Source organism: Bacillus sp. SLBN-46 (assembly GCF_031453555.1).
Lineage (GTDB): Bacteria > Bacillota > Bacilli > Bacillales > Cytobacillaceae > Neobacillus.
Genome location: NZ_JAVIZM010000001.1, coordinates 4,137,739 through 4,159,898, shown reverse-complemented (window position 1 = coordinate 4,159,898; position 22,160 = coordinate 4,137,739). Strand labels below are relative to the sequence as shown.

Sequence of the window (22,160 nt, the reverse complement as noted above, 5' to 3'; positions counted from 1 at the left end):
AAATAACTATAAACTTCAATGTAAAATAGTATTTTAGTAGGATATTCTCTAAGGTGAAAAAGTTCTATTATGTGAGTAAGAGATCAGTCGGACAAGCATACACTGATTCTCGATAAAGGCAAAGCTGATGAAAATCAGTGACGCAAAGCTACAGGGGCTAAGGTGCTTTTGCACTACGCCAGCCAGTTACCGAAAGAACAGGGTGTTTCATATTAGTACTACTATTTACTCATAGGTTTTCTATGTCTATTTAGTCAGTCTATTTTACTAACCCCCCTTTCGGTAAAGGCGGGGTTATTTCTTTTATTCGGAGGTGAAATAAGTGAAAGTCGTGAATCTGTCAAACGGAGCGGAACTGGCAAACAATCTATCAACAGCTGATACCTTTTTTAAAAGATTAAAAGGGCTGATGTTTTCGAAAAGTTTACCAGCAGGACACGGCTTGTTAATCCAACCCTGCCAATCCATTCACACATTCTTCATGAATTATTCCATCGATGTCCTTTACTTAAGTGAAGATTTTGAAATTGTAGGCCTGGACGAAACGGTAAAGCCTGCAACAGTAGGAAAGTATCACAAAAGAGCAAAGTCAGTATTAGAATTGCCAGCAGGCATGATTCAAAAAACGGAAACAAAAATCGGAAACTATTTAACTATAAATTGAAAAGGGGTTTTTACAAATGATGAAAAAAATGAAAGCTTTATTAACAGAAGAACAAGGACAAGGTATGACTGAGTATGGTTTAGTATTAGGTTTAATCGCTGTTGGAGTAGTGGCAGTTTTGATCGCAATGCGTTCTCAAATTGAAACTTTATTTAATAATGCTAAAGATGCCATTGCAGGCGCAGGAGCAGACGCTGCTGATACAACTGGCGGCACTAATTAATATATTTCTAAGCTTGATGTTCTACATAGCCTTGCGTTCTCTCAAAACGTGAGGCTATTTTCTTTCAAAAAGATGAAATCCTTTAGGAGAGGAGAGAATCAAGGTGTGGAGTAATTATTTATTAATCATTCTTTTATCTATATGCGTTATTACAGACATCAAGGAACGGAAGATTTATAATGCGGTCTTATTTCCTTTTTTAATCATAGCATTGATTTTTCACGCCATTACCGGAGGATGGCACGGATTAACGGAAGCTTTTCTTGGCACAGCTGTAGGTTTAGGAATATTATTTATTCCCTATCTACTTGGAGGAATGGGGGCAGGAGATATCAAACTACTTGCTGTGATTGGTGGGTTAAAGGGTATTAGTTTTGTTTTAATGGCATCTTTATATATGGCGCTAGCGGGTGGAATCATGGCCATTATTTTTCTCTTTTATCGTAAAGGATTGTTAAAGAGATTCCTGTACATGATTCATGGCCTACGACATGGCATGAGGCTTTCGCTAATAGAAGATAGTAATTCCATGAAAACAACTCTTCCTTACGGGGTAGCAATCGCTGCAGGTGCCATCTATCAAGCTTATTTTCCAGGAGTATTATCTCTATGAAAAAGGATGAGCGGGGCCAATCGTTGGTGGAAACAGCGCTTATCATTCCTATTTTTTTATTGATTTTAGTAGGGATTCTTGATTTTGGTAGAGTGATCTATTCTTATGCGCATTTACAAATGGCTGCGCAGGAAACGGTTAGGCTAGGTGGTCTTGGAAAGAAGGATGCAGACATTTCAACTTTCGCCCACCAATATGTTCATTTAGGGGATCAGACAAAATTACAGGTGACGATTACTCCAGCGGATACAGTCAGACGTTCGGGAGACTATGTAACAGTAAAGCTAAGTTATCCGATGACCTTTTTGACTCCTTTGATTTCTAAGTTCTTCCCCTCTAATTTTGCCATCGAAACAAGTTCAACGATTCGCGTAGAGTGAGGGAAATATTATGCGAAAATTTATAAGTAGATTACTAAAGGATGAAAAAGGGAATGTTCTTATTTTGGGTGCAATCTCTTTAATGACGATCCTATGCATGGCAGGACTGGCTATAGATGGAAGCCTAATTTATATGGAAAAAACAAAGCTGCAAAAGGTTGCAAATGCAGCCGTTCTCTCAGGGGCGCAGGAGTTGCCAAATACAGAACAAAAAGTTACTAGTACGGTTCAATACATCTTAGATTCTCACCAAGCAACTAGTACGTTAACAAATCTTGATATTAACATGGGAGATAAAATTACCATACGGTTAACAAAACCAGTTAGTCTAACGTTTATGAAATTATTTGGTTTTGAAAAAACAGACGTCACATCCAGAGCTGCAGCAAGCTTGGGAGCGATAGGGAAAGCAGTAGGTGCCGCTCCATTAGGGATTGACGAAAGCGTTGTTCTGGAATATTACCAAACATACCAATTAAAAGTTGACTCCTCAGGAGTTTCATCAGGGAATTTTGGCATCTTGGCACTTAGTGGTCCAGGAGCAAAAACCTATGAACAAAACTTACGATACGGATATTCAGAGCTTCTAAAGATAGGCGATGTCGTTGACACGCAAACAGGGAATATAGCAGGGAGTACAAGATCAGCAATAAATGAACGGGTAAATGGCTGTACACAGCCACCTGGTGATTACAGTTTACGTAGTTGTTCTAGAATTCTGCTTGTACCGGTTTATAAACCTTATAGCTTTGATAGTAATCAATTAAAAAGTGTAAAAATAACGGGTTTTGCCTATTTTTATATTACAGATCCAATGAGTTCGACAGATACCTCTATAAAGGGAGTTTTTATAAAAAGGGCTGGAGCAGGGACGTTTGATGTGGGTGCTTTGGACCGGGGAGCATACAGCATACGATTAACGGAGTAGGTGATGCGAATTGAAGTCAAAAATGATATTACTGCTATCACTTGTGATGGGGATGATTACAACATTTTTATTTTTTCAATATACGAAGCAAATGAATACACAAAAGGTCTCTACAGTTGAAATGGTCGACGTTGTAGTGGCAAAAGAGAAAATCGATAAAAATGAAAAAATAAGTGTAGAAAAATTAGAAGTCGTAAAAAAACCGGCAAAAGATGTACTACCTCAAACAATAAAATCTTTGTCGGAAGCAGAAGGAAAACTAGCCATGGCAATGATTGAAAAAGGGGAGCCAATTTTATCCCATCGCCTTGGATCGGAGAAAGAAGAGGGTGTTTATGTATCCCGGAAAGTCATGGAAGGGTACCGTGCTGTAACTGTAGGGGTTAATATAAATCAGTCTGTCTCTAATTTAATAGAGCCGGAGGATGAAGTGGATGTAGTTTTCACAAAAGCAGTAAAAGACGCTACCAATCAACCAATCCCTCAATCAGTAATTTTGCTAGAAAAAGCAAGGGTATTAGCCGTGGGTAGAAAAATGCAGACGCCTGAACAGACAAAGGAGCCGTATACGGAATACAGCTCAGTCACATTAGAACTAAAACCCGAGGATGCGCTAAAACTAGTCAATGCTTCGGAAGAAGGTAAGATTCATTTCATTCTAAATAAACGGCCGTTAATGGATGAAGGTACGAACACAAAGGCAAATCAATAAGTAATGGAAGGTGACGATTCATGACAAGCCACGATAATATGCAGTCTGCAGAACAAAATATGAATCCACAGCTTGGTAAAATGATTGCTGTTTGCAGTGCAAAAGGCGGGATTGGTCGTACCACACTAACCGTAAATTTAGCAGTAGCACTAAGGAAGAAAAATGTCTCTGTTGCTATTTTGGATGGGGATTTTCAATTTGGCGATGTAAACTTAGCGATGGATTTAAAATTTTCTCTTACTGTTAAAGAAGTCTTAGAAGGAATCGAATCTATTGATGAACATAGCCTCAGCAATTATTTGGCCGTTCATAACAGTGGAGTGAACGTTCTGTCTGCACCAGAAAGACCGGAATTTGCGGACTTAGTTACAAATGAAGCAGCCAATAAAATAGTAGATCTTCTTTTAACTGGTCATGATTATGTTGTGGTCGATACACCGGTGGGCTTAAATGAACAATCTATACGTTTTATTGAGAAGGCGGATCAAATCTTGGTGGTAACAAACTTGGAAATGGCATCATTAAAAAACACCAAGCTTTTCTTAGAAACGCTCGACATCCTTGTTCTTAAAGACAGGGTAAGAATCATTATAAATAGAGCAAATATGGAAAGTGTCATAAATGCAGAGGATGCAGCAAAAATATTGGCTGCAGAAAACCCAATTTATATTCCTAATGACTTTCAGATTTGTTCGCAATCCATTAATCTTGGTGTTCCATTTGTCATTAAACATGCGAAATCTGAGGTTGCAAAAGGCGTATTCAAAATGGCTGAGTCATTATCAAGCTCGAATAGTGTAATTACTCAGAAAACGAAAAAAAATCATCCAATATCCAAATGGTTTTTAAAGAAACGATCGTAAGGGGGTTGATTGAATGGGTCTATTAAATCGAATCCAAGAAAAGAACAATCAATTCGTTAAGGAGTCAATATTAATTGATTCTCCACTTGAAAATTCGACTCCTTCACCAATGTTAGAGGTTAGACAAGTCTTCAGGGAACAAAAATCGAAAGATACGAAGAAAGAAAGTAAAAAAGAGACCGTAAAAGTTCGTCAACTAGACAAAAGCCAGGAGCTAAAGAATGTTCTCCATAAAAAGATATTACATGAGTTAAAAGAACAGGAAATTGAAGAAATCATTCCACAACTAGATGGTATGGCTGTAGAAATTATTAAAGATGACGAGGATTTTCGTGGTCAGATTGATAGAAAAAAAGTGGTTAGTGAACTAATCAATGATTTAACAGGCTTTGGGCCGATAAATCCACTTCTTTTGGATGAGGACGTCTCCGAGGTAATGGTAAATGGACCTAATCAAGTGTATTGTGAGCGGAAAGGGAAGCTAGTTCTAACACCGGTACAATTTCGTGATAATGAACATGTGATGAGTGTAATCGAAAAAATTGTTGCTCCACTCGGTCGAAGAATTGATGAAAGCTCACCAATGGTGGATGCCAGACTTCCAGATGGCTCTCGTGTAAATGCCATCATTCCCCCTTTAGCATTAAATGGACCAACGATTACAATTCGTAAGTTCTCAAAGGATCCTTACCAGATTGAAGACTTAATCAACTTCGGAACAGTTACAGAGGAAATGGCGATTTTCCTTGATGCGTGCGTAAAAGCAAGGCTAAATATGTTTGTAAGTGGTGGAACAGGTTCAGGTAAAACAACGACACTCAATGTTTTGTCCAATTTTATTCCAGAGGATGAAAGAATCGTCACAATTGAGGATGCAGCCGAAATTCAATTAGGACAAGAGCATGTGGTATCTTTAGAATCCCGTCCGCCTAATATTGAAGGAAAAGGATCAATCTCCATTCGTGACCTAGTTAGGAACTCATTAAGGATGAGGCCCGACAGAGTCATAATTGGTGAGGTCCGTGGTGGAGAGGCCCTAGATATGCTCCAAGCCATGAATACGGGACATGATGGGTCACTAGCTACTGGCCACTCAAACAGCCCTAGGGATATGATTTCCAGGCTTGAAACAATGGTTCTATTAGCTGGTGTGGACCTGCCTGTTAAAGCGATTAGGGAACAAATAGCAGGTGCTATTGACGTTATTATCCAACAATCTCGTTTAAAAGATGGTACGAGAAAAATTACTAATATAACAGAAGTACAAGGAATGGAAGGAGATATCATTGTCCTTCAAGATATTTTTACCTTTCAACAAGAAGGTTTGAACCCTGAAGGAAAGATTATCGGCAGGCTTGTTCCAACGGGGGTAAGACCGAAATTTTATGAGCGACTGGAGGCCTCTGGTATTCATATTCCAGCATCAGTGTTTATTGATCAAGAGGAGTGGCGAAAATGATAGCCCTGGTCATACTTTTCTTTTTTTTAACATCTATTTTATTCTTTTGGTTGATACTCAGATTGTTTTTTCGCTCAGAAAATATACTGGAAAGTCGAATGCAGCATTACCTATCTATTGAGGAAGAAAAGATAAGTCAGAAGAAAGTGCAAGGTAAACAAATATCTTTTATTCAAGTAATAAAAGATAGAGTTCAAAAGAAGGTTCTTTCCAAGGAAAAAAACAATCGGCTTGAAATAAAAATAGCTCAAGCTGGACTGCCGTTAAAACCAGAAGAATACATTCTCTTCCAATGGATTTTAACAATTCTTATTGGTGGGGTATTTTACTTGGTAATGGATAATTGGATATTTCTCCCTATTGGCAGTGTAATAGGTTTCTTAATGCCCAAATGGTATATAAAAAAGAAACAGCGGGAAAGAGTAACAAAGTTCAATGAAGGTCTTGCTGATATGATTACCACGATTGTAGGTAGTTTGAGAGCAGGCTTTAGCTTCCCACAGGCATTAAAGTCGGTGGCAGAGGAAGCGTCTTCTCCAATTAAGGAAGAAATGGAGTATGTATTAAAGGAAATGCAATATGGGAAAGGCATTGAAGATGCACTTAATGATCTAAACGAGCGAATGCCAAGTGAGGACTTAGATTTAATGATCCAGGCAATTTTGATTCAACGTCAGGTTGGAGGCAATCTAGCTACTGTGCTCGATAAGATTATTGAAACCATTCGCGATCGCACTAAAATACAAAGACAAATTACAACGCTTACAGCACAGGGGAAATTATCTGGTTATGTTATTGCATTATTACCAGTTATTCTAGGATTTCTTCTTTACTTAATCCAACCGGATTATATTGGTGGACTATTTCGTCATCCAATTGGCTTAGCTATGGTAGGTGCCGGGGTCATTTCAGGTATTATCGGGTTTATTTTAATTAAAAAAATCACTACTATAGAGGTGTAGGAGATGATTTACCTATTAGTATATTTAACTGTTACCTTAGGTATATATGGTATTTTTTTGCTAAGAACGGAGAAAAAGGTTTCGGTTCAGGAACGATTAAATTTCTTTATTTTAAATAATGAACAAGAAAAGCAACCTGAGATAAATGAAGAAAAACATCAGTCCTTTTATAAACGTTTTATCATGCCTTTAATTGTGGAGTTTAAAAAGAGTTTTAAAAAGAGAATGCCAGGGGAGAAGGAAGCCAAAATTGATAAGAAGGTTCAAATGGCAGGTAGTCCCTTTGGCATGACGGCTGTTGACTTCCGATTAATTCAAATGATTTCCATTGTTGTCCTCCCACTTATCTTTTTTGGTTATGGTGCTCTACTAGATGCTGGAAAAGGTATAGTTATAGTCTTTATTCTTTTTGGAATCCTGATTGGTTTTTTTGCCCCCCATTTCTATTTAAAGCAAAAAACAAAGACTAGGAACCATATGGCATTAAGAGAATTTCCGGATATTTTAGATCTTTTGACGGTTAGTCTTGAAGCAGGGCTCGGGTTTGATGCCGCGATAACAAAAGTGGTTGCAAAAAAGGAAGGTCCTCTCGCTATGGAGTTACACCGCTGTTTGGAGGAAATTCGATTGGGCAAAACTCGAAGAGAGGCTTTATCGGGAATCAAAGAAAGACTTGAGGTAGATGAAATAAAAGCATTTATAGGCAGTGTTCTGCAGGCGGAAAAGCTTGGAATAGGGATGGTCCAAGTGTTGAGAGTCATTGCCAATGAAGTTAGGGAACAAAGAAAGCAACGGGCAGAAGAAACAGCCATGAAAGCTCCAATAAAAATGCTTTTCCCATTAGTTCTTTTTATTTTTCCTAGTCTTTTCATCGTTCTTCTGGGGCCAGCGGTGATTCAATTTATCGAAACCTTTAAAAATAGTTAAAAAGCACCCATTGCCAAGGGTGCTTTTGATTTGTTAGATTGTTCTGTTTATTCTATTATTATAGTAGTAATGAATTCATTTTGAGGTGATAATTATGAGATTTGTAACAGTTCATCAAGATCATGAAAATTTTATTGGGGTAGTAGATGCAGAGAATAAAAAGGTCTTATTATTAAATCCAACAGAGGAGGTAAGGACGGGTAATAAGATATTTCCTGCTTCTATGCAAGAATGTATTGCACTAGGCGATGCTTTTATTGATCAAGTACAAATATTGCTAGATTGGGTAGAAACTAGTGGACAAGCTGAAACGTATTATCTTCCTATCGAGGAAGTCACCTTGCTTGCTCCGATTCCAAGGCCAACCAAGAATATCTTTTGTGTAGGAAAGAATTACGTTGAGCATGCTCTTGAATTGGGAAGTGCTGAGGATATCCCAAAACATGTAATGGTCTTTACGAAGGCCCCAACAACTGTTACCGGGCCGGGTACCGTTGTATTAAATCATCAGTCTGTAACAAAACAACTTGATTATGAAGGGGAACTAGCTGTCATTATTGGGAAAAAGGGAAGAGGAATCAAAAAGGAAGAGGCGCTTGATTATGTTTTTGGTTATACCATTATTAATGATGTGACTGCTAGAGACCTTCAAGCTAAGCATAAGCAATTTTTCATAGGGAAGAGTTTAGATACTACCTGTCCAATGGGACCATGGATTGTGCATAAAAGCTTAATTGAAAATCCTAACCACTTACATATTGAGACAAGAGTAAATGGTGAAATAAGACAAAGCTCTAATACCGAGAAATTTATATTTCCAATTGAAGAAATAATTTCTGTTCTATCAGCGGGTATGACACTTGAACCGGGGGATATTATCGCAACTGGAACTCCAGCAGGGGTAGGGAAAGGATTTAACCCTCCTAGATTTTTAAAGCCGGGAGACCAAATGGAAATCATTGTAGAAAGTATCGGAACTTTAACGAATACGATTGAAGAATAAAGCTATCAAAGTTTGTTACTATTTAGACATACTAATCTTCGTATTTTTATATTGCCTATGGTATGATAGTCTCTAATAACACTCTTAAGGAGGCCATTAAATGATTCACGGTCATATTACAGCATGGGTTTTAGCTCTAATTTTATTTTTTGTTGCACTTTCCCTACATAAAAGTGGAAAAGAAAAAGGCTTAAAAATTGTCCAAATGATTTTACGAGTATTATACATACTTATTATTGCTTCAGGTATAGGACTTCTTTTCATGGTTAATAAAATTGATGTCTGGTATATTTTGAAAGCAGTCGCGGGACTTTGGGTGATTGGATTATTTGAAATGATTCTTGGTCGTGTGAAAAACAACAGAAATACATCCGTTTTTTGGATCCAGTTTGTTGTTGCTTTCCTACTAGTTTTATACCTAGGCTTTGTAAAACTGCCTATGTCATTTTTACATCCATAAAAAGAGAAGGGGACAGTCCCCCAGCGCTTTAGCGCAGTGGGGGACTGTCCCCTTTAAATAAAGAGAGGAGAGAGACTGGATGATAGTAAAGGTTTTTGCTAATCTCCGGCAAATATGTGGTGGGGTAACTGTAGAAGTACTGCCTGATGGTGATCGAGTCATAGATGTTTTGGATAAGATGGTCGAAATGTTCCCAGAGTTACAGGATGAACTATTTACTTCTGAGAGAACACTTCTACCATTCGTTCATGTGTATGTGAATGGAAGAAATATCATCCATCTTGATGATCTTCAGACGAAAGTAGATGAAAAGGATCAATTTGCCCTCTTTCCACCCGTTGCAGGTGGTTAATATGGAAATGAAAGACTTAGAGTTTCGTGGAATTAACCGGGAACACCTTGGCATGTATTTTGAAGAACTTGGAGCTACTCTGGTAACCGACACGTTTCCATACACGTATAAAGCCGACGAATGGAGTGGGCAAATTTTAGCCGAAGAAGAAATTGCGTTCACTTCTGTATTTAAAGTCAATTCAGTCCACATTCGTTTTATTGCAAACAACGAAAATCAACTTGAAGAGCTTATTAAAAATTATCGCTATAAAACCACTAGAATTGGTGGTTAAAAAAGAGGAAGACTCGAATGTTGGAGTCTTCCTCTTTTTTTATGTTGGCTCTGTTAAAATTGCCTGTTGATTTCCGCTCCAGGCGCAAGCGGTTCGTGGGCGTTTCGGCGAGCCTCCTCGGCGCTTGCGCCTGCGGGGTCTCCCCTGAACCGTACTCCCACAGGAGTCTTCGCGCCTTCCGTTCCAATCAACAGGGTATAAAAATCAACACTGTTCTTTAACACAGCCTTTATGTTAGATTGTTTGTGTGACTTCAGGTCCAATAATCCCTAATTCACGAAGCTTTTCTTCTGTTGCGATGCCATCTTTCCAGCCGCGGACTTGATAATATTCTTCAAGCATGATATCCATTCGGCTTACATGTCCGGCACTATTACCCGTTGCTGGCTCTTCTGTAAAGCGTTTTGGAAGGAAATCATCTTCCCGCTTATTAAACCCTGCTAGGTTATTATAATAGCGCTCAAGGTTGTAAATTCTTTCACCAGCCTTCATGACATCCTCAGCTGTCAAAGCAACGCCAGTCATAGTACTATACTGCTCCGCATAATGCTCTGCATTTTCAGAGAATGATGAGAACTTACAGATGTTCATAGAATCAGAGAAAGCAAGCATATCTTGGAATATCTTTAATAGTTCACCTTTACCTTCTGGCTTTAGGCGGTCTGTTGGTTCTGGAATCCCGGCAATTTCACTTGCTACAGTATAGCCACGTAGGTGGCAGGCACCACGGTTACTAGTTGCATATCCTAATCCAATCCCTTGAATACCGCGTGGGTCATAGGCAGGGATAGATTGGCCCTTAACAGACATAGATAGTTCAGGAGCTCCCCAAGCTGCAGTAGCGCGTGCAGGACCTTCGGCTAAGATACCGCCAAATCCTTCACGGAAAGCAATTTTCTTCGTTAAATCGATCATGGAATCAGCATCTCCCCAGATTAGCTCTTCAGAAATGATTCCTTTCTCGAAAGCTTCCATAGTAACAGAGAAACAATGGCCAAGCTCAATGGTATCGAGGCCATACTCGTTACAGCGGTCAATCATATAAGAAATCGCTTCCGCATCACTTAATAGACAGTTAGAACCAAGTGACCAAGCAGATTCAAATTCAATGCTCTCTACACGTGTCTTATACTTACCATCTTTCACTTCTACCTCAATTTTACAACCAACTGGGCAGGCATGGCAGGTATTGTTGGCAACACGTAAATGTGTGTTTACGTATTCACCGCTGTGTTTTTCTGCTTCATCCCAGTGTGTTAATTGAGAGTTTTTGGTTGGAAGTGCTCCTACCTCATTAATAAGGTTAGTTAATACGTTGGTTCCGTAAACAGAAAGTCCGCCTTTATTAGGTGCAGTTAATCCACCATCTAGAATCGCTTTTACCGCTTTTTTGTTCGCTTCTTTGTACTCACTGTCTAATTTAGGCTGTGGCATATTACCTTTTTGTGCGGCTTTAATGACAATAGCCTTTAATTTTTTATAGCCTGCAACAGCAGCTGTACCACCACGTCCTGCTGCACGGTCATGTTCATTGATAAATGAAGCAAAGCGAACAGTGTTTTCACCCGCTTGACCAATGGTCATTACACTAAGGTCTTCTTCACCATACTGATCTTTCATCGCTTTAATAAATTCTCTTGTACTTGTTCCCCATAAATTTGAAGCATCGCAAAGCTCAGCTTTCCCATTTTCAATATAGAGGTATACTGGTTTATCGCTTTTACCTGAAAAGATAAGATTATCGACTCCTGCCCACTTCAAACGTGCAGCAGTCCATCCGCCGATATGTGAATCAGTTACTGTTCCTGTAAGTGGAGATTTCGTAACAACACAAAGTCGTCCACTCATGGAAGAGCGTGAACCAGTCACAGGGCCTGTCATAAAACATAAGATGTTCTCTTCTGAAAGCGGTTCCACTTCTGGACCGTTATCAAGTACATACTTAACACCTAGGCCGCGACCACCTATGTACTTAATTGCATCTTCTTCGTTGATGGGTCTGTAATCAACTGTTCCACTGGTTAAGTCAACTAACACTTCTTTGTTCTTAAAACCACCTAGATTCAAAGTTTTTCCCCCTCTTTCATGTAAATAAAATTATTTACTAATCTCTTATAATATTAGATAGTAAGATAAGAGAATTCTCCAAAATTTAGATATATATCCAATTTTATTATAACTGTTTTTAAGTTTTTTTAAAATTAAAATTTTTCAATAGTGCAGAGAAATTAATTTGGTAAGATAATAGTAAAAACATATATTTTCATAGTAAACAAGTTAATAGGAAATGAGGAATATTATGAGTGATTTAGAACGGTATTCCAGACAAATTCTTTTTAAAGAAATTGGTGAAGCGGGACAATTAAAACTGTTAAAGAGTCGAGTAGCTATTGTAGGTGTGGGTGCACTAGGAACGGTGATTGCCAATCATCTAGTCCGGTCAGGTGTTGGCTATATTAGGCTAATAGATAGAGACCTCGTTGAATTGTCGAATTTGCAGAGACAAACTCTTTTTGATGAAGAGGATGCTAAACTAAATCTACCAAAAGCAGCCGCCGCAAAAACCAGACTAAATAAAATAAATTCAACGGTCACAGTGGAAGCGGTCATTGCCGATATAAATCTTGATAATGCCGAAGAATTATTAGATGGATTTGATGTCATTGTAGACGGTACGGATAATTTTAACACACGCTTCTTGATTAATGATGTATCAGTTAAGTTCGGAATTCCATGGGTGCATGGAGGGGCTGTAAGCTCTAGAGGAATGTTTACTGTCATTAAACCAGGGGAGACGCCTTGTTATCGTTGTCTTTTCCCACATGTTCCAACGGCAACAGGTGAAACCTGTGATACGGTTGGCGTGTTGTCCCCGTTAACGGATATCATTGGTTCTTTTCAGGCGATGGAAACGATGAAACTACTAGTAGGGGCGAAAACCACTCCGAATTTAGAGCAAATCGACATCTGGGATCTAACATCCATGCAAATGGATATATCCAACGGAAGAAACCCTGCTTGCCCGTGTTGTGTTAAAGGGAAATTTGATTTTCTTGATCGAACTTCAGAACATCAGGTGGCATATACAACGCTTTGTGGTCGAGATACCGTTCAAATTAATCCAAGGGATAAGCGTGAGCTGGAATTGAAAAAAGTAGCCGAGCATCTTAGTAGAAGTGGTAAAGTGTCTGGTAATGACTTTTTACTTCGATTTTCACCGGAGGAAGACATGTCAATTGTGATTTTTAAAGATGGACGTGTCCTCATACATGGAACAAATGATATCGTCAAAGCTAAATTGATGTATGCTAAATACATTGGCAGTTAAAACGGTAATAAGTAGAAAAGGCCTGGAATCCTCCACGCCTTTTCTTACATTATAAGAAAGTATTATTCGACTTCGAGAATTGTCCAGCTTCAGCGCCTAGCCCCTCGGGTCAAATAACCTTCGGCAATAAAAGCCAAAAGGCGGACTTTTCTTGCCGAAGAACATTTGCCTGTCGGGGCTGACCAAGGCGCTTCCGCTTTTCTTTATGAAATAATCTTTTCAATGATTAATCGTTTTCCGGTATTTAAGGTAAATTCAAACCGATCATTGACCTTTTCATAGTAGCAAAAATGATGCTGCACATTACAAATCTGTTCTTGATTGTCAAATACCATAAAGTTCACACCATCTTTCCGGTGTTCATCCGACAAGAAAGATAAATGGTTATAACAATAAATACAATCGTAAATAGAAAAGTTCAATGAGTTTAATGTAGTGATAAACTGAAAAAAGGCATCATCATTAACTCCATCCAATAGCCTTTCAAGTGAGTACACTAAATGCTTTCTTATTCTTATTAAATCGTGGTCACGAAATAAAATAACTTCCTTCCCACACTGGATTTTCCCTGGTTCGTTTAAAATCCCTTTCCTCCAACGGTTGAGGCGAAAAATCTCTATTTCTTGATGAATAAAATCTTCTAACATTGTGGCTTCATCTGTTTCCTCGTCGAAAAAGATCCATTGATTATTAATTTGTTCCACTGTTCCTTCGTTAAAGGCCCGATGCTGGATATCATATAGCTTTAGTCGTTGTTGTCGATTCATCATTAACCTCCATGCATTTACGTTCATTCTTCTTTGTAGACATCTTTGTGTCTTTTTATAACCTGTTTATTTCAAAAAAATTTTTAACCTTGTTAGCTAATCTCACAAGAATAAGCCTAGGTAATAATGGTTTCATATAGTCTTGATAATTGTCTTTTTGAGAAGAGCCCTTCCGTTTTTGTAGGACAATTAACCAATGAACATGGGCTGAATACAATGAAACATGTAATCAAGGTTAATAATCTGAAAGTAGGGAAGTGAAATAAATGTGCGGAATCTCGGGGTGGATAGATTTTGACAAAGCAATTAAGAACGAAACCGAAACCCTCAAGAAAATGGTTAATACATTAGAAAGAAGAGGACCTGATGAAACTAACATCTGGTATGATACGCATGTAGGATTTGGGCATAAACGATTAATTGTTGTCGACCCTGAGGGGGGAAGACAGCCAATGACAAAACAAAAGGACGGTTTTAATTACACCATTTGTTACAATGGGGAATTATATAATACTGAAGATATCCGCAAAATACTCCATACTAAAGGATATTCCTTTAAGGGTCATTCTGATACAGAAGTACTGTTAACAGCCTATATAGAATGGGCAGAAGAGTGCGTAAATTATTTAAATGGGATATACGCCTTTGCCGTTTGGGACTCAAAAAGGGAACTACTGTTTATTGGACGAGATCGTTTAGGAGTAAAACCGTTATTCTTTAAAGAGCATAAAAAAGGATTTGTTTTTGCCTCAGAGATTAAGGCGCTACTCGCCCATCCTGAAATAAAAACAGAAATTGACCATGAAGGACTGGCAGAGGTCTTTGGTGCAGGACCGTCAAGATCACCAGGATCGGGTATATTTAAAGGTATTAAAGAGTTGAGACCCGCACATGCTTTAACCTTTTCCAAGAATGGGCTGAAAATATGGCGTTATTGGAATGTAAAGAGTGCGGAGCATAAGGAAAATGCAGAGGAAACCGCGGAAAAAGTCCGTTTTTTGGTTACCGATGCCGTCACAAGACAATTAGTATCAGATGTGCCGCTGTGCACCTTTTTATCAGGCGGTCTTGATTCAAGTATTATCACCGCTATTGCTGCAAAGGGGTTCGAAGATCAAGGAAAAGGGCAGCTTCATACTTATTCAATTGATTATGAGGGAAATGACCAATATTTCTCTTCGAATGAATTTCAGCCGGAAGCGGATGGGAAATTCATTCAAATGATGACCAATCATTTTGGAACCAAGCATAATAATAAGACAATAACTCAAGCACAATTAGTAAATGATTTATTAGAAGCGACCCACGTGAAAGACCTTCCGGGAATGGCAGACGTCGACTCCTCCTTACTTTGGTTCTGCAAAGAAATCAAAAAAGATTTTGTCGTAAGTTTATCAGGAGAATGTGCGGATGAAATTTTTGGGGGGTACCCATGGTTCCATCGTCAACAGGACTTAGAGCGACCGGGCTTTCCATGGATGCGTTCTGTCCATGAGCGGCAAGCACTACTACAGCCTGAGTGGCAGAAAAGACTAAAGTTAGATGAATATTGCTTGGAGCAATATAAACAGGCGGTTGCTGAAACACCTAAACTAGAGGGAGAAACTTTAGAAGAATCAAAGAGAAGAGAATTATTTTATATTAATATGACTTGGTTTATGACAACACTCCTTGATCGCAAAGATCGGATGAGTATGGGGGCTAGTCTGGAGGTTAGGGTTCCTTTTGCTGACCATCGACTCGTCGAGTATGTTTGGAATATCCCTTGGGATTTAAAAATGTATCGCGGCAGGGAAAAAGGCATTCTCAGAAAAGCATTTGAAGGTATTATTCCTGAGGAGGTCCTTTACCGAAAGAAAAGTCCTTATCCAAAAACACACAATCCCGAATATACAATGGCCATTCAGAAATGGATGGAAAAAATCCTCCAAGATAAATCTTCCGTTCTACATGAATTCTTTCAAAAAGACCAATTAGAAGGGATTGTAAGTTCGGGGGGTAAATCCTTTCAGGAGCCATGGTTTGGTCAGTTAATGACAGGCCCACAATTATTGGCCTACCTTGTTCAGCTTCATACATGGTTTAAGGATTATAATATTAACATAGTAAAATAACTTTACATTTGGAATAAAGACCATGTTGGATTAAAATAGTGAAGGGAAGAGGAAATCCTCTTCCCTTTTATAGGGAGGTTAGGTAAAAATATATGAAAAAAACGATACTCATGCTCATTACTTTCTTATTATTTTCTTCGTTACCTGCACAGGCAGCCGTAAAAAAAGAAAACAGATTATGGCAGGATGAATCATTTTATTCCATTATGATTGATCGATTCAACAATGGAGATATAACCAATGATGTGGATGTAAATGCTAAAGACCCGTTAGCCTATCATGGCGGTGATTTTCAAGGAATAATTGATCGTCTAGATTACATACATGATATGGGGTTTACAGCCATACGTTTAACCCCTATCTTTGATAATACCAAAAATGGGTACCATGGTTACTCAGTAACCGACTATTATAAAACGGACGAGCACTTTGGTCCTATAAAGAAATTTCAGGAGCTTGTAAAAGAAGCGCATAAGCGGAAAATGAAGGTAGTCATTGATTTTGTTACAACCAACGAAGCTACAAATCATTCCGTGGACGAGGCTTACTTAATTGATGCGGCAAAATGGTGGATTAAGAAGACTCAAATAGATGGATATAGTTTACCAGAAGTGAATCAAACACAATTAAGTTTTTGGAAGGATTTTTCGAAACAAATCAAAGACACGAAAAAGAATTTTTTCTTGCTTGGCGTTCTTTCTAAAGATACTACAGCTGACCAAAAGAAATACGAGCAAGCTGGAATAGACAGTCTATTAGATTACTCTAATCTTGAAAATGTAAGAAAAGCGTTTGCCACTACTGATGAATCCTTCAGCCAACTCAACGCTTATACTGAAAAAGGACAACCAGCCTTTTTACGAGCATCATTTATGGACAATGAGTATACAACTCGGTTTACTACTGACATTGTTGAAAAGCGACAGTTCCCTGGTTCACGTTGGAAAACAGCATTGACTTATTTATACACTACACCCGGTATTCCCTTAATTTATTATGGGACAGAAATTGCTCTAATTGGTGGGGGAATTCCGGATAACCGCAGGCAGATGAATTTTCGAGCGGATAAGGACCTTATTGATTATATAACGAAAATAGGAGAGTTAAGAAATCAGCTCCCCTCATTAACTAGAGGTAGCATGGACATGCTTTATGAGAAAAAGGGGATGATCGTCTATAAACGAACGTATAAAGGCGAAACGTCTGTAGTTGCCATTAATAATACAAGTAAATCACAAAAAGTCATTTTATCGAAGGACCAAGTGGAAAGCGGTAAAGAACTTAGGGGGTTACTTGGAGGGGACATTGTCCGGAGCCGAGATAATCAATACATCCTTATTCTTGACCGGGATAACTCAGAGGTTTATGTATTAACTGATAAGAGTGGAGCCAATATTCCGCTGATTATTTCCATGATTATTGTATATATTCTTGTATCCATTTTCCTTTTCTTCATCATAAAAAGAAGAAAAACAAAAAAAGCAGAGTAAACGCATTGGGGCACAATCCCAATGCGTTTTTTTATCATTAGCCATTTACAACTTTTCCACCATTTACATGAATCATTTGGCCACTTACATAGGAAGAGTCATCTGAGGCTAGGAATACATAACTCGGTGCCAGTTCAAAGGGCTGTCCAGCTCTCTCCATCAAGGTATTGGAGCCGAAAGTGGCAACTTGGTCAGCAGGGAAGGTAGATGGAATGAGCGGTGTCCATATCGGTCCAGGGGCAACTCCATTTACACGTATTCCTTGGGGGGCTAGTGATTTAGCCAAGGAACGAGTAAAGGATACAATGGCCCCTTTAGTCGCCGAATAATCCAATAATTGTTCATTTCCCTCGTAGGCAGTGATTGACGCTGTATTGATGATGGAGGCTCCATTTTTAAGATAGGGTAGGGCCATTTTTGTCATATAAAAGCAGGAAAAAATATTAGTTCGAAACGTTTTTTCGAGTTGGGCCGCCGTAATATTTAGTAAGCTTTGCTGTGGATGCTGTTCGGCTGCATTGTTCACCAAAATATCGAGTTTACCAAATTGCTCTATTGTTTGATTAACAATCTCTTTACAGTGGTCTTCTTCCCCAATATCGCCAGAGAAAAGGAGACAACGGCGCCCCTCTGCCTCAATCAGCTGCTTTGTTTCTTCTGCGTCCTGGTGTTCATTTAAGTAAGCTATTGCAACATCGGCACCTTCTTTAGCAAAATAAATAGCTACTGCTTTTCCAATGCCGCTGTCTGCGCCAGTAATAATCGCAGTTTTACCTGCTAACTTTCCTCCTGATTTATAATTTGAATCGACAAACTTTGGTCGTGGATCCATTTCACTTTCTATTCCTGGTTGATGGTTCTGATGTTGTGGGGGAAAGGTCTGTTTTTGTTGATTTGGTTTATTACTCATTCATATTACCTCCATGATTGATTTATCTTGTTATTCTTTGGACTAATAGAGAAATTATGAAACAAAAATAAAAAAGACGAGAAGGATGGGATCCTTTTCGTCTTATATACACTACATATGACCGAGTTAAACCTCAGTGTTACATCACTATCTATAGTTAATAAATTGTACATCTACAGTAAGGTCTGCTTCACGTACCAAGGAAATGATTTTTTGTAAATCATCACGGTTTTTTCCACTGACACGTACTTGGTCGTCCTGAACCTGACTTTTTACTTTTACACCACTGTTTTTAATGATGGTATTAATTTTTTTAGCATTTTCTTTATCAATTCCTTGGACAAGCTTAGCTCTTTGACGGACCGTTCCGCCCGATGCCTTTTCAATTTTTCCATAGTCAAGGTTTCTAACGGGGATCCCTCGTTTAATCAACTTTCCAAGTAAAACATCCTTTAATTGATCCAATTTATACTCGTCATCAGAAATGAGAACAAGTTCTTCCTTGTCTAAACTTACTTCACTCTTACTTCCTTTGAAATCATACCGTGTACTAATTTCTTTCATTGTTTGGGTGATGGCATTAGTGACTTCAGAAAAATCAACTTTGGATACAATATCAAATGAGCTATCTTTAGACATAAACAAACCTCCATGTATTTATTGTATGTAGAAACAATACCTGCTAGAGTTTCCCTTTATGGGTACATTATAGTAAAATATAGCAGTTCAAACAACTTTATAAAAAAAGCAGCATGAACTACAAAACGTAAATGGAAATTAAAACGCTTCGAAGGAAAGGAACGTTAATATGTCAATAAATGAACTAATTGGCCAAACAACCACCTTAACTGTTGCAAGAAAAGCAGCATTTGGCTATTTTTTAACGGACGGAAATGAAGATGTGTTATTGCATATAAATCAGGCTAATCAGGAATTAGAAGAAGGCGATGAAGTAGAAGTTTTTTTATATGTGGATTCTGAAGGCCGTGTCTCTGCTTCAACCACCATACCAAATATTGCTGTAGGCCGCTATGGTTGGGTTAAGGTAACAGATACGAACCCGAGAATTGGTGTCTTTTTAAATATTGGACTTCCAAAGGACCTTTTGCTTGGTATAGATGATCTGCCAGTCCATAAGTCTGTCTGGCCAAAAGTTGGCGATTTAGTTTATATCACAGTAAAACAAAGCAGCAATAATCTCCTCTATGCAAAACTTGCCAGTGATCAGGTTATTGAATCTATTTCTGTAAAAGCAACCAGAGAGAATTTCAATAAAAATGTTCAAGGGCACATATACCGGACAGCTAAGGTTGGCAGTTGGATTTATACGTTAGAAGGTTTTAAAGGATTTATTCATGAATCACAAAGACCAAAAGAGCCTCGTTTAGGCGAAAAAGTGGAGGGGCGGATCATCGATGTGAAGGAAGATGGAACGGTGAATGTGTCCTTACTTGCGAGGAAAGAAGAATCTCAGGATACCGATGCAGACCGAATTTACGAATACCTTCTCAGCAGAAACGGAGCTATGCCTTATAATGATAAAAGTACGCCTGAGGATATACAAGACCGTTTCAACTTAAGCAAGGGTGCATTTAAACGGGGACTCGGAAAACTAATGAAAGACGGAAAGGTATATCAAGAAGGTAGCTGGACGTATGTAAAAAAAGATTAACTCAGATTACATACTCTATTTCGTAATGACAGACAATAATGACTGACAAAGGAATTACGAAAGGAGTAATTACATGCCACACACATCTGATAATGATAAAAAAGCACAGGATAATAACGCCTTGAGACATGAGAAAAATATGATGCGCGAAAAAAATCGTCAGGCAGGTAAAAATCAATATTCTAAAAAGACAGATCATAAATAACAAAAACCAGAGCGGAATGCTCTGGTTTTTGTTATTTATGATAGTTTGTTCAAAAAGAAAATGGATATGGTTCCTGCACCTGTATGAGCACCGATAGCTGAACCAATGTTAGAGATATAAACCTCTTCTGGATGAAACTCTTCCTCAATCATTGCTCGCATCTCTTGAGCCAATTCCTCATTATCCGCATGACTAATGCCAATAGTCTGTTCCCCCATATTGGCGCCACGTTCATTCATGATTTCAATAATACGGCGTAGTACCTTCTTTTTCCCTCTAATTTTTTCAATCGGAACGAGCTTTCCATCTTCAACATTTAAAATCGGTTTAATATTTAAAAGGCCGCCAAGGAAGGCAGAGGCCTTGGATACACGGCCGCCCTTTGCTAAATAATCTAAATCCTCAACGGTGAAAAGATGTTCCATATGCTCACTTCTAAAACGTACATCGTTTAAAATGTCCTGTTTGCTCGCATTGTTCATCGCAAGCTTGGCTGCTTCTTTTACTATTAGTCCAACACCAAGAGAAGCACATTTAGTATCCACGATCGTTAAATTAAAGTTTGGATATTTTTCCTTCACTTGGTCAAGAATCATAACAGCGGTTGAATAAGTTCCTGATAGCTCGGAAGAGAAGGCTATGTATATTCCATCTTCATTTCTTTCGGCCATTTGTGTGAAGACTTCTTCAAACAAAAGGGGAGAGGTCTGAGAGGTTTTAGGCGTAGAACCATTTCTGATGGCGTCATAGACCGTTTTTGGATCAATATTTTTAACATCTTCGTATTCTTCTCCATTTAGATGGACCTTTAATGGGAGAAGTGTGACATTGTTTTCCTCATAAAAACTTTTAGGTAAATCGCATGCGCTATCTGCTAGTATTTTTACCTGCACGAAGCTCACCTGCTTTCAAGCGTTATTTAGTTTCAGTTTATCGGTTTCGCTTAAAAAATACAATTATCTATTTTTAGAAGGATTGACAAACAAAAAGAATAAAGGGGGAACTATCATTGCTCTGGCAAGAATCGAAAAAAATAGTTATTGTAATCGCGGGTGCGTTATTAAATGCACTGGCAATGAATTTATTTCTCATTCCGGCTAATGTTTATTCAAGCGGATTTACAGGAATCGCCCAATTACTTTCAAAGGTGCTAAGTGATTATACACCTATTCAACTCTCTATGGGTATTTTATTGCTCTTATTAAATATCCCAGTGGCTATTCTGGGGTGGAGAAAAGTAGGAAAATCATTTACCGTTTACAGCTTTTTAAGTGTGTTGATGTCCTCCTTTTTTTTAACCATCGTACCTATCAAACAGGTATCTCAAGATATTTTGCTTAACGCCGTATTTGGTGGGGTTATTTTAGCTGTAGGTGTAGGGATTACTTTGAAGTGGGGAGCATCAACAGGTGGTGTGGATATCATCGCAATGGTTTTATCGAGAATGAAGGACAAGCCGGTGGGTCCGTACATGTTTGTCTTAAATGGGATAATCATTGTAACCGCGGGCTTCCAGTTTGGGTGGGAGAAAGCACTTTATACCCTAGTTACTTTATATACCTCAACAAGAGTCATTGATGCCATTCATACAAGACATGCGAAGCTCACGGCGATGATTATAACGAAAAAAGCAGACGAACTGAAAAAGGCCATCCATGGGTCACTAGTTAGAGGAATCACCATGATTCCAGCAAAAGGAGCGTTTTCAAATGAAACAAGGGACCTGCTAATGATTGTCATTACGCGCTATGAGCTTTATGATTTAGAACGAATTATTAAGGAAATAGATCCAAATGCATTTACAAATATCATTCAGACCACAGGAGTATATGGTTTTTTTCGGAGAGAATAAAG

General features: G+C 38.5%; 25 protein-coding genes and 1 riboswitch. Of the genes, 20 read left to right on the top strand and 5 right to left on the bottom strand.

Annotated elements, in window-relative coordinates; genetic code table 11:
• Positions 1 to 107: 107 nt before the first annotated feature.
• Positions 108 to 194, top strand: a riboswitch (cyclic di-GMP riboswitch).
• 128 nt (positions 195 to 322) lie between these two features.
• The 14 genes from QFZ87_RS21205 (at position 323) to QFZ87_RS21140 (ending at position 9,820) form a co-directional block, all read left to right on the top strand.
• Positions 323 to 664 carry a DUF192 domain-containing protein gene (locus QFZ87_RS21205; RefSeq protein WP_308080590.1) on the top strand — a complete coding sequence of 114 codons (342 nt, stop codon included), beginning with the start codon at positions 323 to 325 and terminating at the stop codon, positions 662 to 664.
• Positions 665 to 680: 16 nt separating this feature from the next.
• Positions 681 to 887, top strand: a complete 207-nt coding sequence (locus tag QFZ87_RS21200) for a Flp family type IVb pilin (protein WP_309865929.1) — start codon at positions 681 to 683, stop codon at positions 885 to 887.
• Between the two features lie 103 nt (positions 888 to 990).
• Entirely contained in the window at positions 991 to 1,500 is a 510-nt protein-coding gene (locus tag QFZ87_RS21195; protein ID WP_309865927.1) for an A24 family peptidase, read from the top strand.
• Positions 1,497 to 1,880: a TadE/TadG family type IV pilus assembly protein gene (locus tag QFZ87_RS21190; RefSeq protein WP_309865925.1), complete on the top strand. Its 384-nt coding sequence runs from the start codon at positions 1,497 to 1,499 to the stop codon at positions 1,878 to 1,880. The genes QFZ87_RS21195 and QFZ87_RS21190 overlap by 4 nt, the downstream gene beginning before the upstream one ends.
• A gap of 10 nt (positions 1,881 to 1,890) precedes the next feature.
• The gene (locus QFZ87_RS21185) at positions 1,891 to 2,808 is read left to right on the top strand and encodes a pilus assembly protein TadG-related protein (RefSeq protein WP_309865923.1); all 918 of its coding nucleotides are present in this window, start codon (positions 1,891 to 1,893) and stop codon (positions 2,806 to 2,808) included.
• Positions 2,809 to 2,818: 10 nt separating this feature from the next.
• A complete protein-coding gene (gene cpaB, locus QFZ87_RS21180) occupies positions 2,819 to 3,520 on the top strand; it encodes a Flp pilus assembly protein CpaB (RefSeq protein WP_309865921.1) in 702 nt (233 codons plus the stop codon).
• Positions 3,521 to 3,540: 20 nt separating this feature from the next.
• Entirely contained in the window at positions 3,541 to 4,383 is an 843-nt protein-coding gene (locus tag QFZ87_RS21175) for a CpaE/TadZ family protein (protein WP_309865919.1), read from the top strand.
• 13 nt (positions 4,384 to 4,396) lie between these two features.
• Positions 4,397 to 5,842 carry a TadA family conjugal transfer-associated ATPase gene (locus QFZ87_RS21170; RefSeq protein ID WP_309865917.1) on the top strand — a complete coding sequence of 482 codons (1,446 nt, stop codon included), beginning with the start codon at positions 4,397 to 4,399 and terminating at the stop codon, positions 5,840 to 5,842.
• 98 nt (positions 5,843 to 5,940) lie between these two features.
• Positions 5,941 to 6,804 carry a type II secretion system F family protein gene (locus QFZ87_RS21165; protein ID WP_309865915.1) on the top strand — a complete coding sequence of 288 codons (864 nt, stop codon included), beginning with the start codon at positions 5,941 to 5,943 and terminating at the stop codon, positions 6,802 to 6,804.
• Positions 6,805 to 6,807: 3 nt separating this feature from the next.
• Positions 6,808 to 7,731, top strand: coding sequence for a type II secretion system F family protein (locus QFZ87_RS21160; protein WP_309865912.1), 924 nt, complete (start codon positions 6,808 to 6,810; stop codon positions 7,729 to 7,731).
• Positions 7,732 to 7,825: 94 nt separating this feature from the next.
• Positions 7,826 to 8,734, top strand: coding sequence for a fumarylacetoacetate hydrolase family protein (locus tag QFZ87_RS21155; RefSeq protein WP_309865910.1), 909 nt, complete (start codon positions 7,826 to 7,828; stop codon positions 8,732 to 8,734).
• 100 nt (positions 8,735 to 8,834) lie between these two features.
• Positions 8,835 to 9,194, top strand: a complete 360-nt coding sequence (locus tag QFZ87_RS21150; RefSeq protein ID WP_309865908.1) for a YisL family protein — start codon at positions 8,835 to 8,837, stop codon at positions 9,192 to 9,194.
• A gap of 79 nt (positions 9,195 to 9,273) precedes the next feature.
• Entirely contained in the window at positions 9,274 to 9,546 is a 273-nt protein-coding gene (locus QFZ87_RS21145) for a ubiquitin-like small modifier protein 1 (RefSeq protein ID WP_309865906.1), read from the top strand.
• 7 nt (positions 9,547 to 9,553) lie between these two features.
• Positions 9,554 to 9,820, top strand: coding sequence for a MoaD-like domain-containing protein (locus tag QFZ87_RS21140; RefSeq protein WP_309865904.1), 267 nt, complete (start codon positions 9,554 to 9,556; stop codon positions 9,818 to 9,820).
• 234 nt (positions 9,821 to 10,054) lie between these two features.
• Here QFZ87_RS21140 and QFZ87_RS21135 read toward each other — a convergent pair whose 3' ends face one another.
• Complete coding sequence (locus QFZ87_RS21135) at positions 10,055 to 11,887, bottom strand: aldehyde ferredoxin oxidoreductase family protein (RefSeq protein WP_309865902.1); 1,833 nt, start codon at positions 11,885 to 11,887, stop codon at positions 10,055 to 10,057.
• A 232-nt stretch (positions 11,888 to 12,119) separates the two neighbouring features.
• Here QFZ87_RS21135 and QFZ87_RS21130 point away from each other — a divergent pair, with 232 nt between their 5' ends.
• On the top strand, positions 12,120 to 13,148 hold the full coding sequence (locus QFZ87_RS21130) for a ThiF family adenylyltransferase (RefSeq protein ID WP_309865900.1): 1,029 nt from the start codon (positions 12,120 to 12,122) through the stop codon (positions 13,146 to 13,148).
• A 203-nt stretch (positions 13,149 to 13,351) separates the two neighbouring features.
• Here the strand turns inward: QFZ87_RS21130 and QFZ87_RS21125 are convergent, their stop codons facing one another.
• Positions 13,352 to 13,915, bottom strand: coding sequence for a DUF2777 domain-containing protein (locus QFZ87_RS21125; RefSeq protein WP_309868022.1), 564 nt, complete (start codon positions 13,913 to 13,915; stop codon positions 13,352 to 13,354).
• A gap of 266 nt (positions 13,916 to 14,181) precedes the next feature.
• Between QFZ87_RS21125 and asnB the strand changes: the two genes are divergently transcribed.
• Both asnB and QFZ87_RS21115 read left to right on the top strand, forming a co-directional pair.
• Positions 14,182 to 16,029, top strand: coding sequence for an asparagine synthase (glutamine-hydrolyzing) (gene asnB / locus QFZ87_RS21120; RefSeq protein ID WP_309865898.1), 1,848 nt, complete (start codon positions 14,182 to 14,184; stop codon positions 16,027 to 16,029).
• Positions 16,030 to 16,121: 92 nt separating this feature from the next.
• Positions 16,122 to 17,519, top strand: a complete 1,398-nt coding sequence (locus QFZ87_RS21115; protein ID WP_309865895.1) for an alpha-amylase family glycosyl hydrolase — start codon at positions 16,122 to 16,124, stop codon at positions 17,517 to 17,519.
• A 37-nt stretch (positions 17,520 to 17,556) separates the two neighbouring features.
• Here QFZ87_RS21115 and QFZ87_RS21110 read toward each other — a convergent pair whose 3' ends face one another.
• Entirely contained in the window at positions 17,557 to 18,429 is an 873-nt protein-coding gene (locus tag QFZ87_RS21110) for an SDR family oxidoreductase (RefSeq protein WP_309865893.1), read from the bottom strand.
• Positions 18,430 to 18,576: 147 nt separating this feature from the next.
• Positions 18,577 to 19,068 (bottom strand): YajQ family cyclic di-GMP-binding protein, encoded by a 492-nt coding sequence (locus QFZ87_RS21105; RefSeq protein ID WP_309865891.1) that lies wholly within the window; start codon positions 19,066 to 19,068, stop codon positions 18,577 to 18,579.
• Between the two features lie 169 nt (positions 19,069 to 19,237).
• Between QFZ87_RS21105 and QFZ87_RS21100 the strand changes: the two genes are divergently transcribed.
• Both QFZ87_RS21100 and QFZ87_RS21095 read left to right on the top strand, forming a co-directional pair.
• Positions 19,238 to 20,101 (top strand): CvfB family protein, encoded by an 864-nt coding sequence (locus tag QFZ87_RS21100; protein WP_309865889.1) that lies wholly within the window; start codon positions 19,238 to 19,240, stop codon positions 20,099 to 20,101.
• A gap of 73 nt (positions 20,102 to 20,174) precedes the next feature.
• Positions 20,175 to 20,306 carry a DUF3941 domain-containing protein gene (locus tag QFZ87_RS21095; protein ID WP_081810752.1) on the top strand — a complete coding sequence of 44 codons (132 nt, stop codon included), beginning with the start codon at positions 20,175 to 20,177 and terminating at the stop codon, positions 20,304 to 20,306.
• Positions 20,307 to 20,341: 35 nt separating this feature from the next.
• Here QFZ87_RS21095 and QFZ87_RS21090 read toward each other — a convergent pair whose 3' ends face one another.
• The gene (locus QFZ87_RS21090) at positions 20,342 to 21,199 is read right to left on the bottom strand and encodes a DegV family protein (RefSeq protein WP_309865886.1); all 858 of its coding nucleotides are present in this window, start codon (positions 21,197 to 21,199) and stop codon (positions 20,342 to 20,344) included.
• A gap of 116 nt (positions 21,200 to 21,315) precedes the next feature.
• Between QFZ87_RS21090 and QFZ87_RS21085 the strand changes: the two genes are divergently transcribed.
• Complete coding sequence (locus QFZ87_RS21085) at positions 21,316 to 22,158, top strand: YitT family protein (protein ID WP_309865884.1); 843 nt, start codon at positions 21,316 to 21,318, stop codon at positions 22,156 to 22,158.
• The last annotated feature ends 2 nt before the right edge of the window (positions 22,159 to 22,160 follow it).

Bases quoted from the DNA above. Each gene is read 5' to 3' on its own strand.
- QFZ87_RS21200 (WP_309865929.1), top strand. From the start codon at position 681: ATGATGAAAAAAATGAAAGCTTTATTAACAGAAGAACAAGGACAAGGT.
- QFZ87_RS21190 (WP_309865925.1), top strand. From the start codon at position 1,497: ATGAAAAAGGATGAGCGGGGCCAATCGTTGGTGGAAACAGCGCTTATC.
- QFZ87_RS21185 (WP_309865923.1), top strand. From the start codon at position 1,891: ATGCGAAAATTTATAAGTAGATTACTAAAGGATGAAAAAGGGAATGTT.
- QFZ87_RS21175 (WP_309865919.1), top strand. From the start codon at position 3,541: ATGACAAGCCACGATAATATGCAGTCTGCAGAACAAAATATGAATCCA.
- QFZ87_RS21170 (WP_309865917.1), top strand. From the start codon at position 4,397: ATGGGTCTATTAAATCGAATCCAAGAAAAGAACAATCAATTCGTTAAG.
- QFZ87_RS21165 (WP_309865915.1), top strand. From the start codon at position 5,941: ATGCAGCATTACCTATCTATTGAGGAAGAAAAGATAAGTCAGAAGAAA.
- QFZ87_RS21160 (WP_309865912.1), top strand. From the start codon at position 6,808: ATGATTTACCTATTAGTATATTTAACTGTTACCTTAGGTATATATGGT.
- QFZ87_RS21155 (WP_309865910.1), top strand. From the start codon at position 7,826: ATGAGATTTGTAACAGTTCATCAAGATCATGAAAATTTTATTGGGGTA.
- QFZ87_RS21150 (WP_309865908.1), top strand. From the start codon at position 8,835: ATGATTCACGGTCATATTACAGCATGGGTTTTAGCTCTAATTTTATTT.
- QFZ87_RS21145 (WP_309865906.1), top strand. From the start codon at position 9,274: ATGATAGTAAAGGTTTTTGCTAATCTCCGGCAAATATGTGGTGGGGTA.
- QFZ87_RS21140 (WP_309865904.1), top strand. From the start codon at position 9,554: ATGAAAGACTTAGAGTTTCGTGGAATTAACCGGGAACACCTTGGCATG.
- QFZ87_RS21130 (WP_309865900.1), top strand. From the start codon at position 12,120: ATGAGTGATTTAGAACGGTATTCCAGACAAATTCTTTTTAAAGAAATT.
- QFZ87_RS21125 (WP_309868022.1), bottom strand. From the start codon at position 13,915: ATGAATCGACAACAACGACTAAAGCTATATGATATCCAGCATCGGGCC.
- asnB (WP_309865898.1), top strand. From the start codon at position 14,182: ATGTGCGGAATCTCGGGGTGGATAGATTTTGACAAAGCAATTAAGAAC.
- QFZ87_RS21115 (WP_309865895.1), top strand. From the start codon at position 16,122: ATGAAAAAAACGATACTCATGCTCATTACTTTCTTATTATTTTCTTCG.
- QFZ87_RS21110 (WP_309865893.1), bottom strand. From the start codon at position 18,429: ATGAGTAATAAACCAAATCAACAAAAACAGACCTTTCCCCCACAACAT.
- QFZ87_RS21105 (WP_309865891.1), bottom strand. From the start codon at position 19,068: ATGTCTAAAGATAGCTCATTTGATATTGTATCCAAAGTTGATTTTTCT.
- QFZ87_RS21100 (WP_309865889.1), top strand. From the start codon at position 19,238: ATGTCAATAAATGAACTAATTGGCCAAACAACCACCTTAACTGTTGCA.
- QFZ87_RS21095 (WP_081810752.1), top strand. From the start codon at position 20,175: ATGCCACACACATCTGATAATGATAAAAAAGCACAGGATAATAACGCC.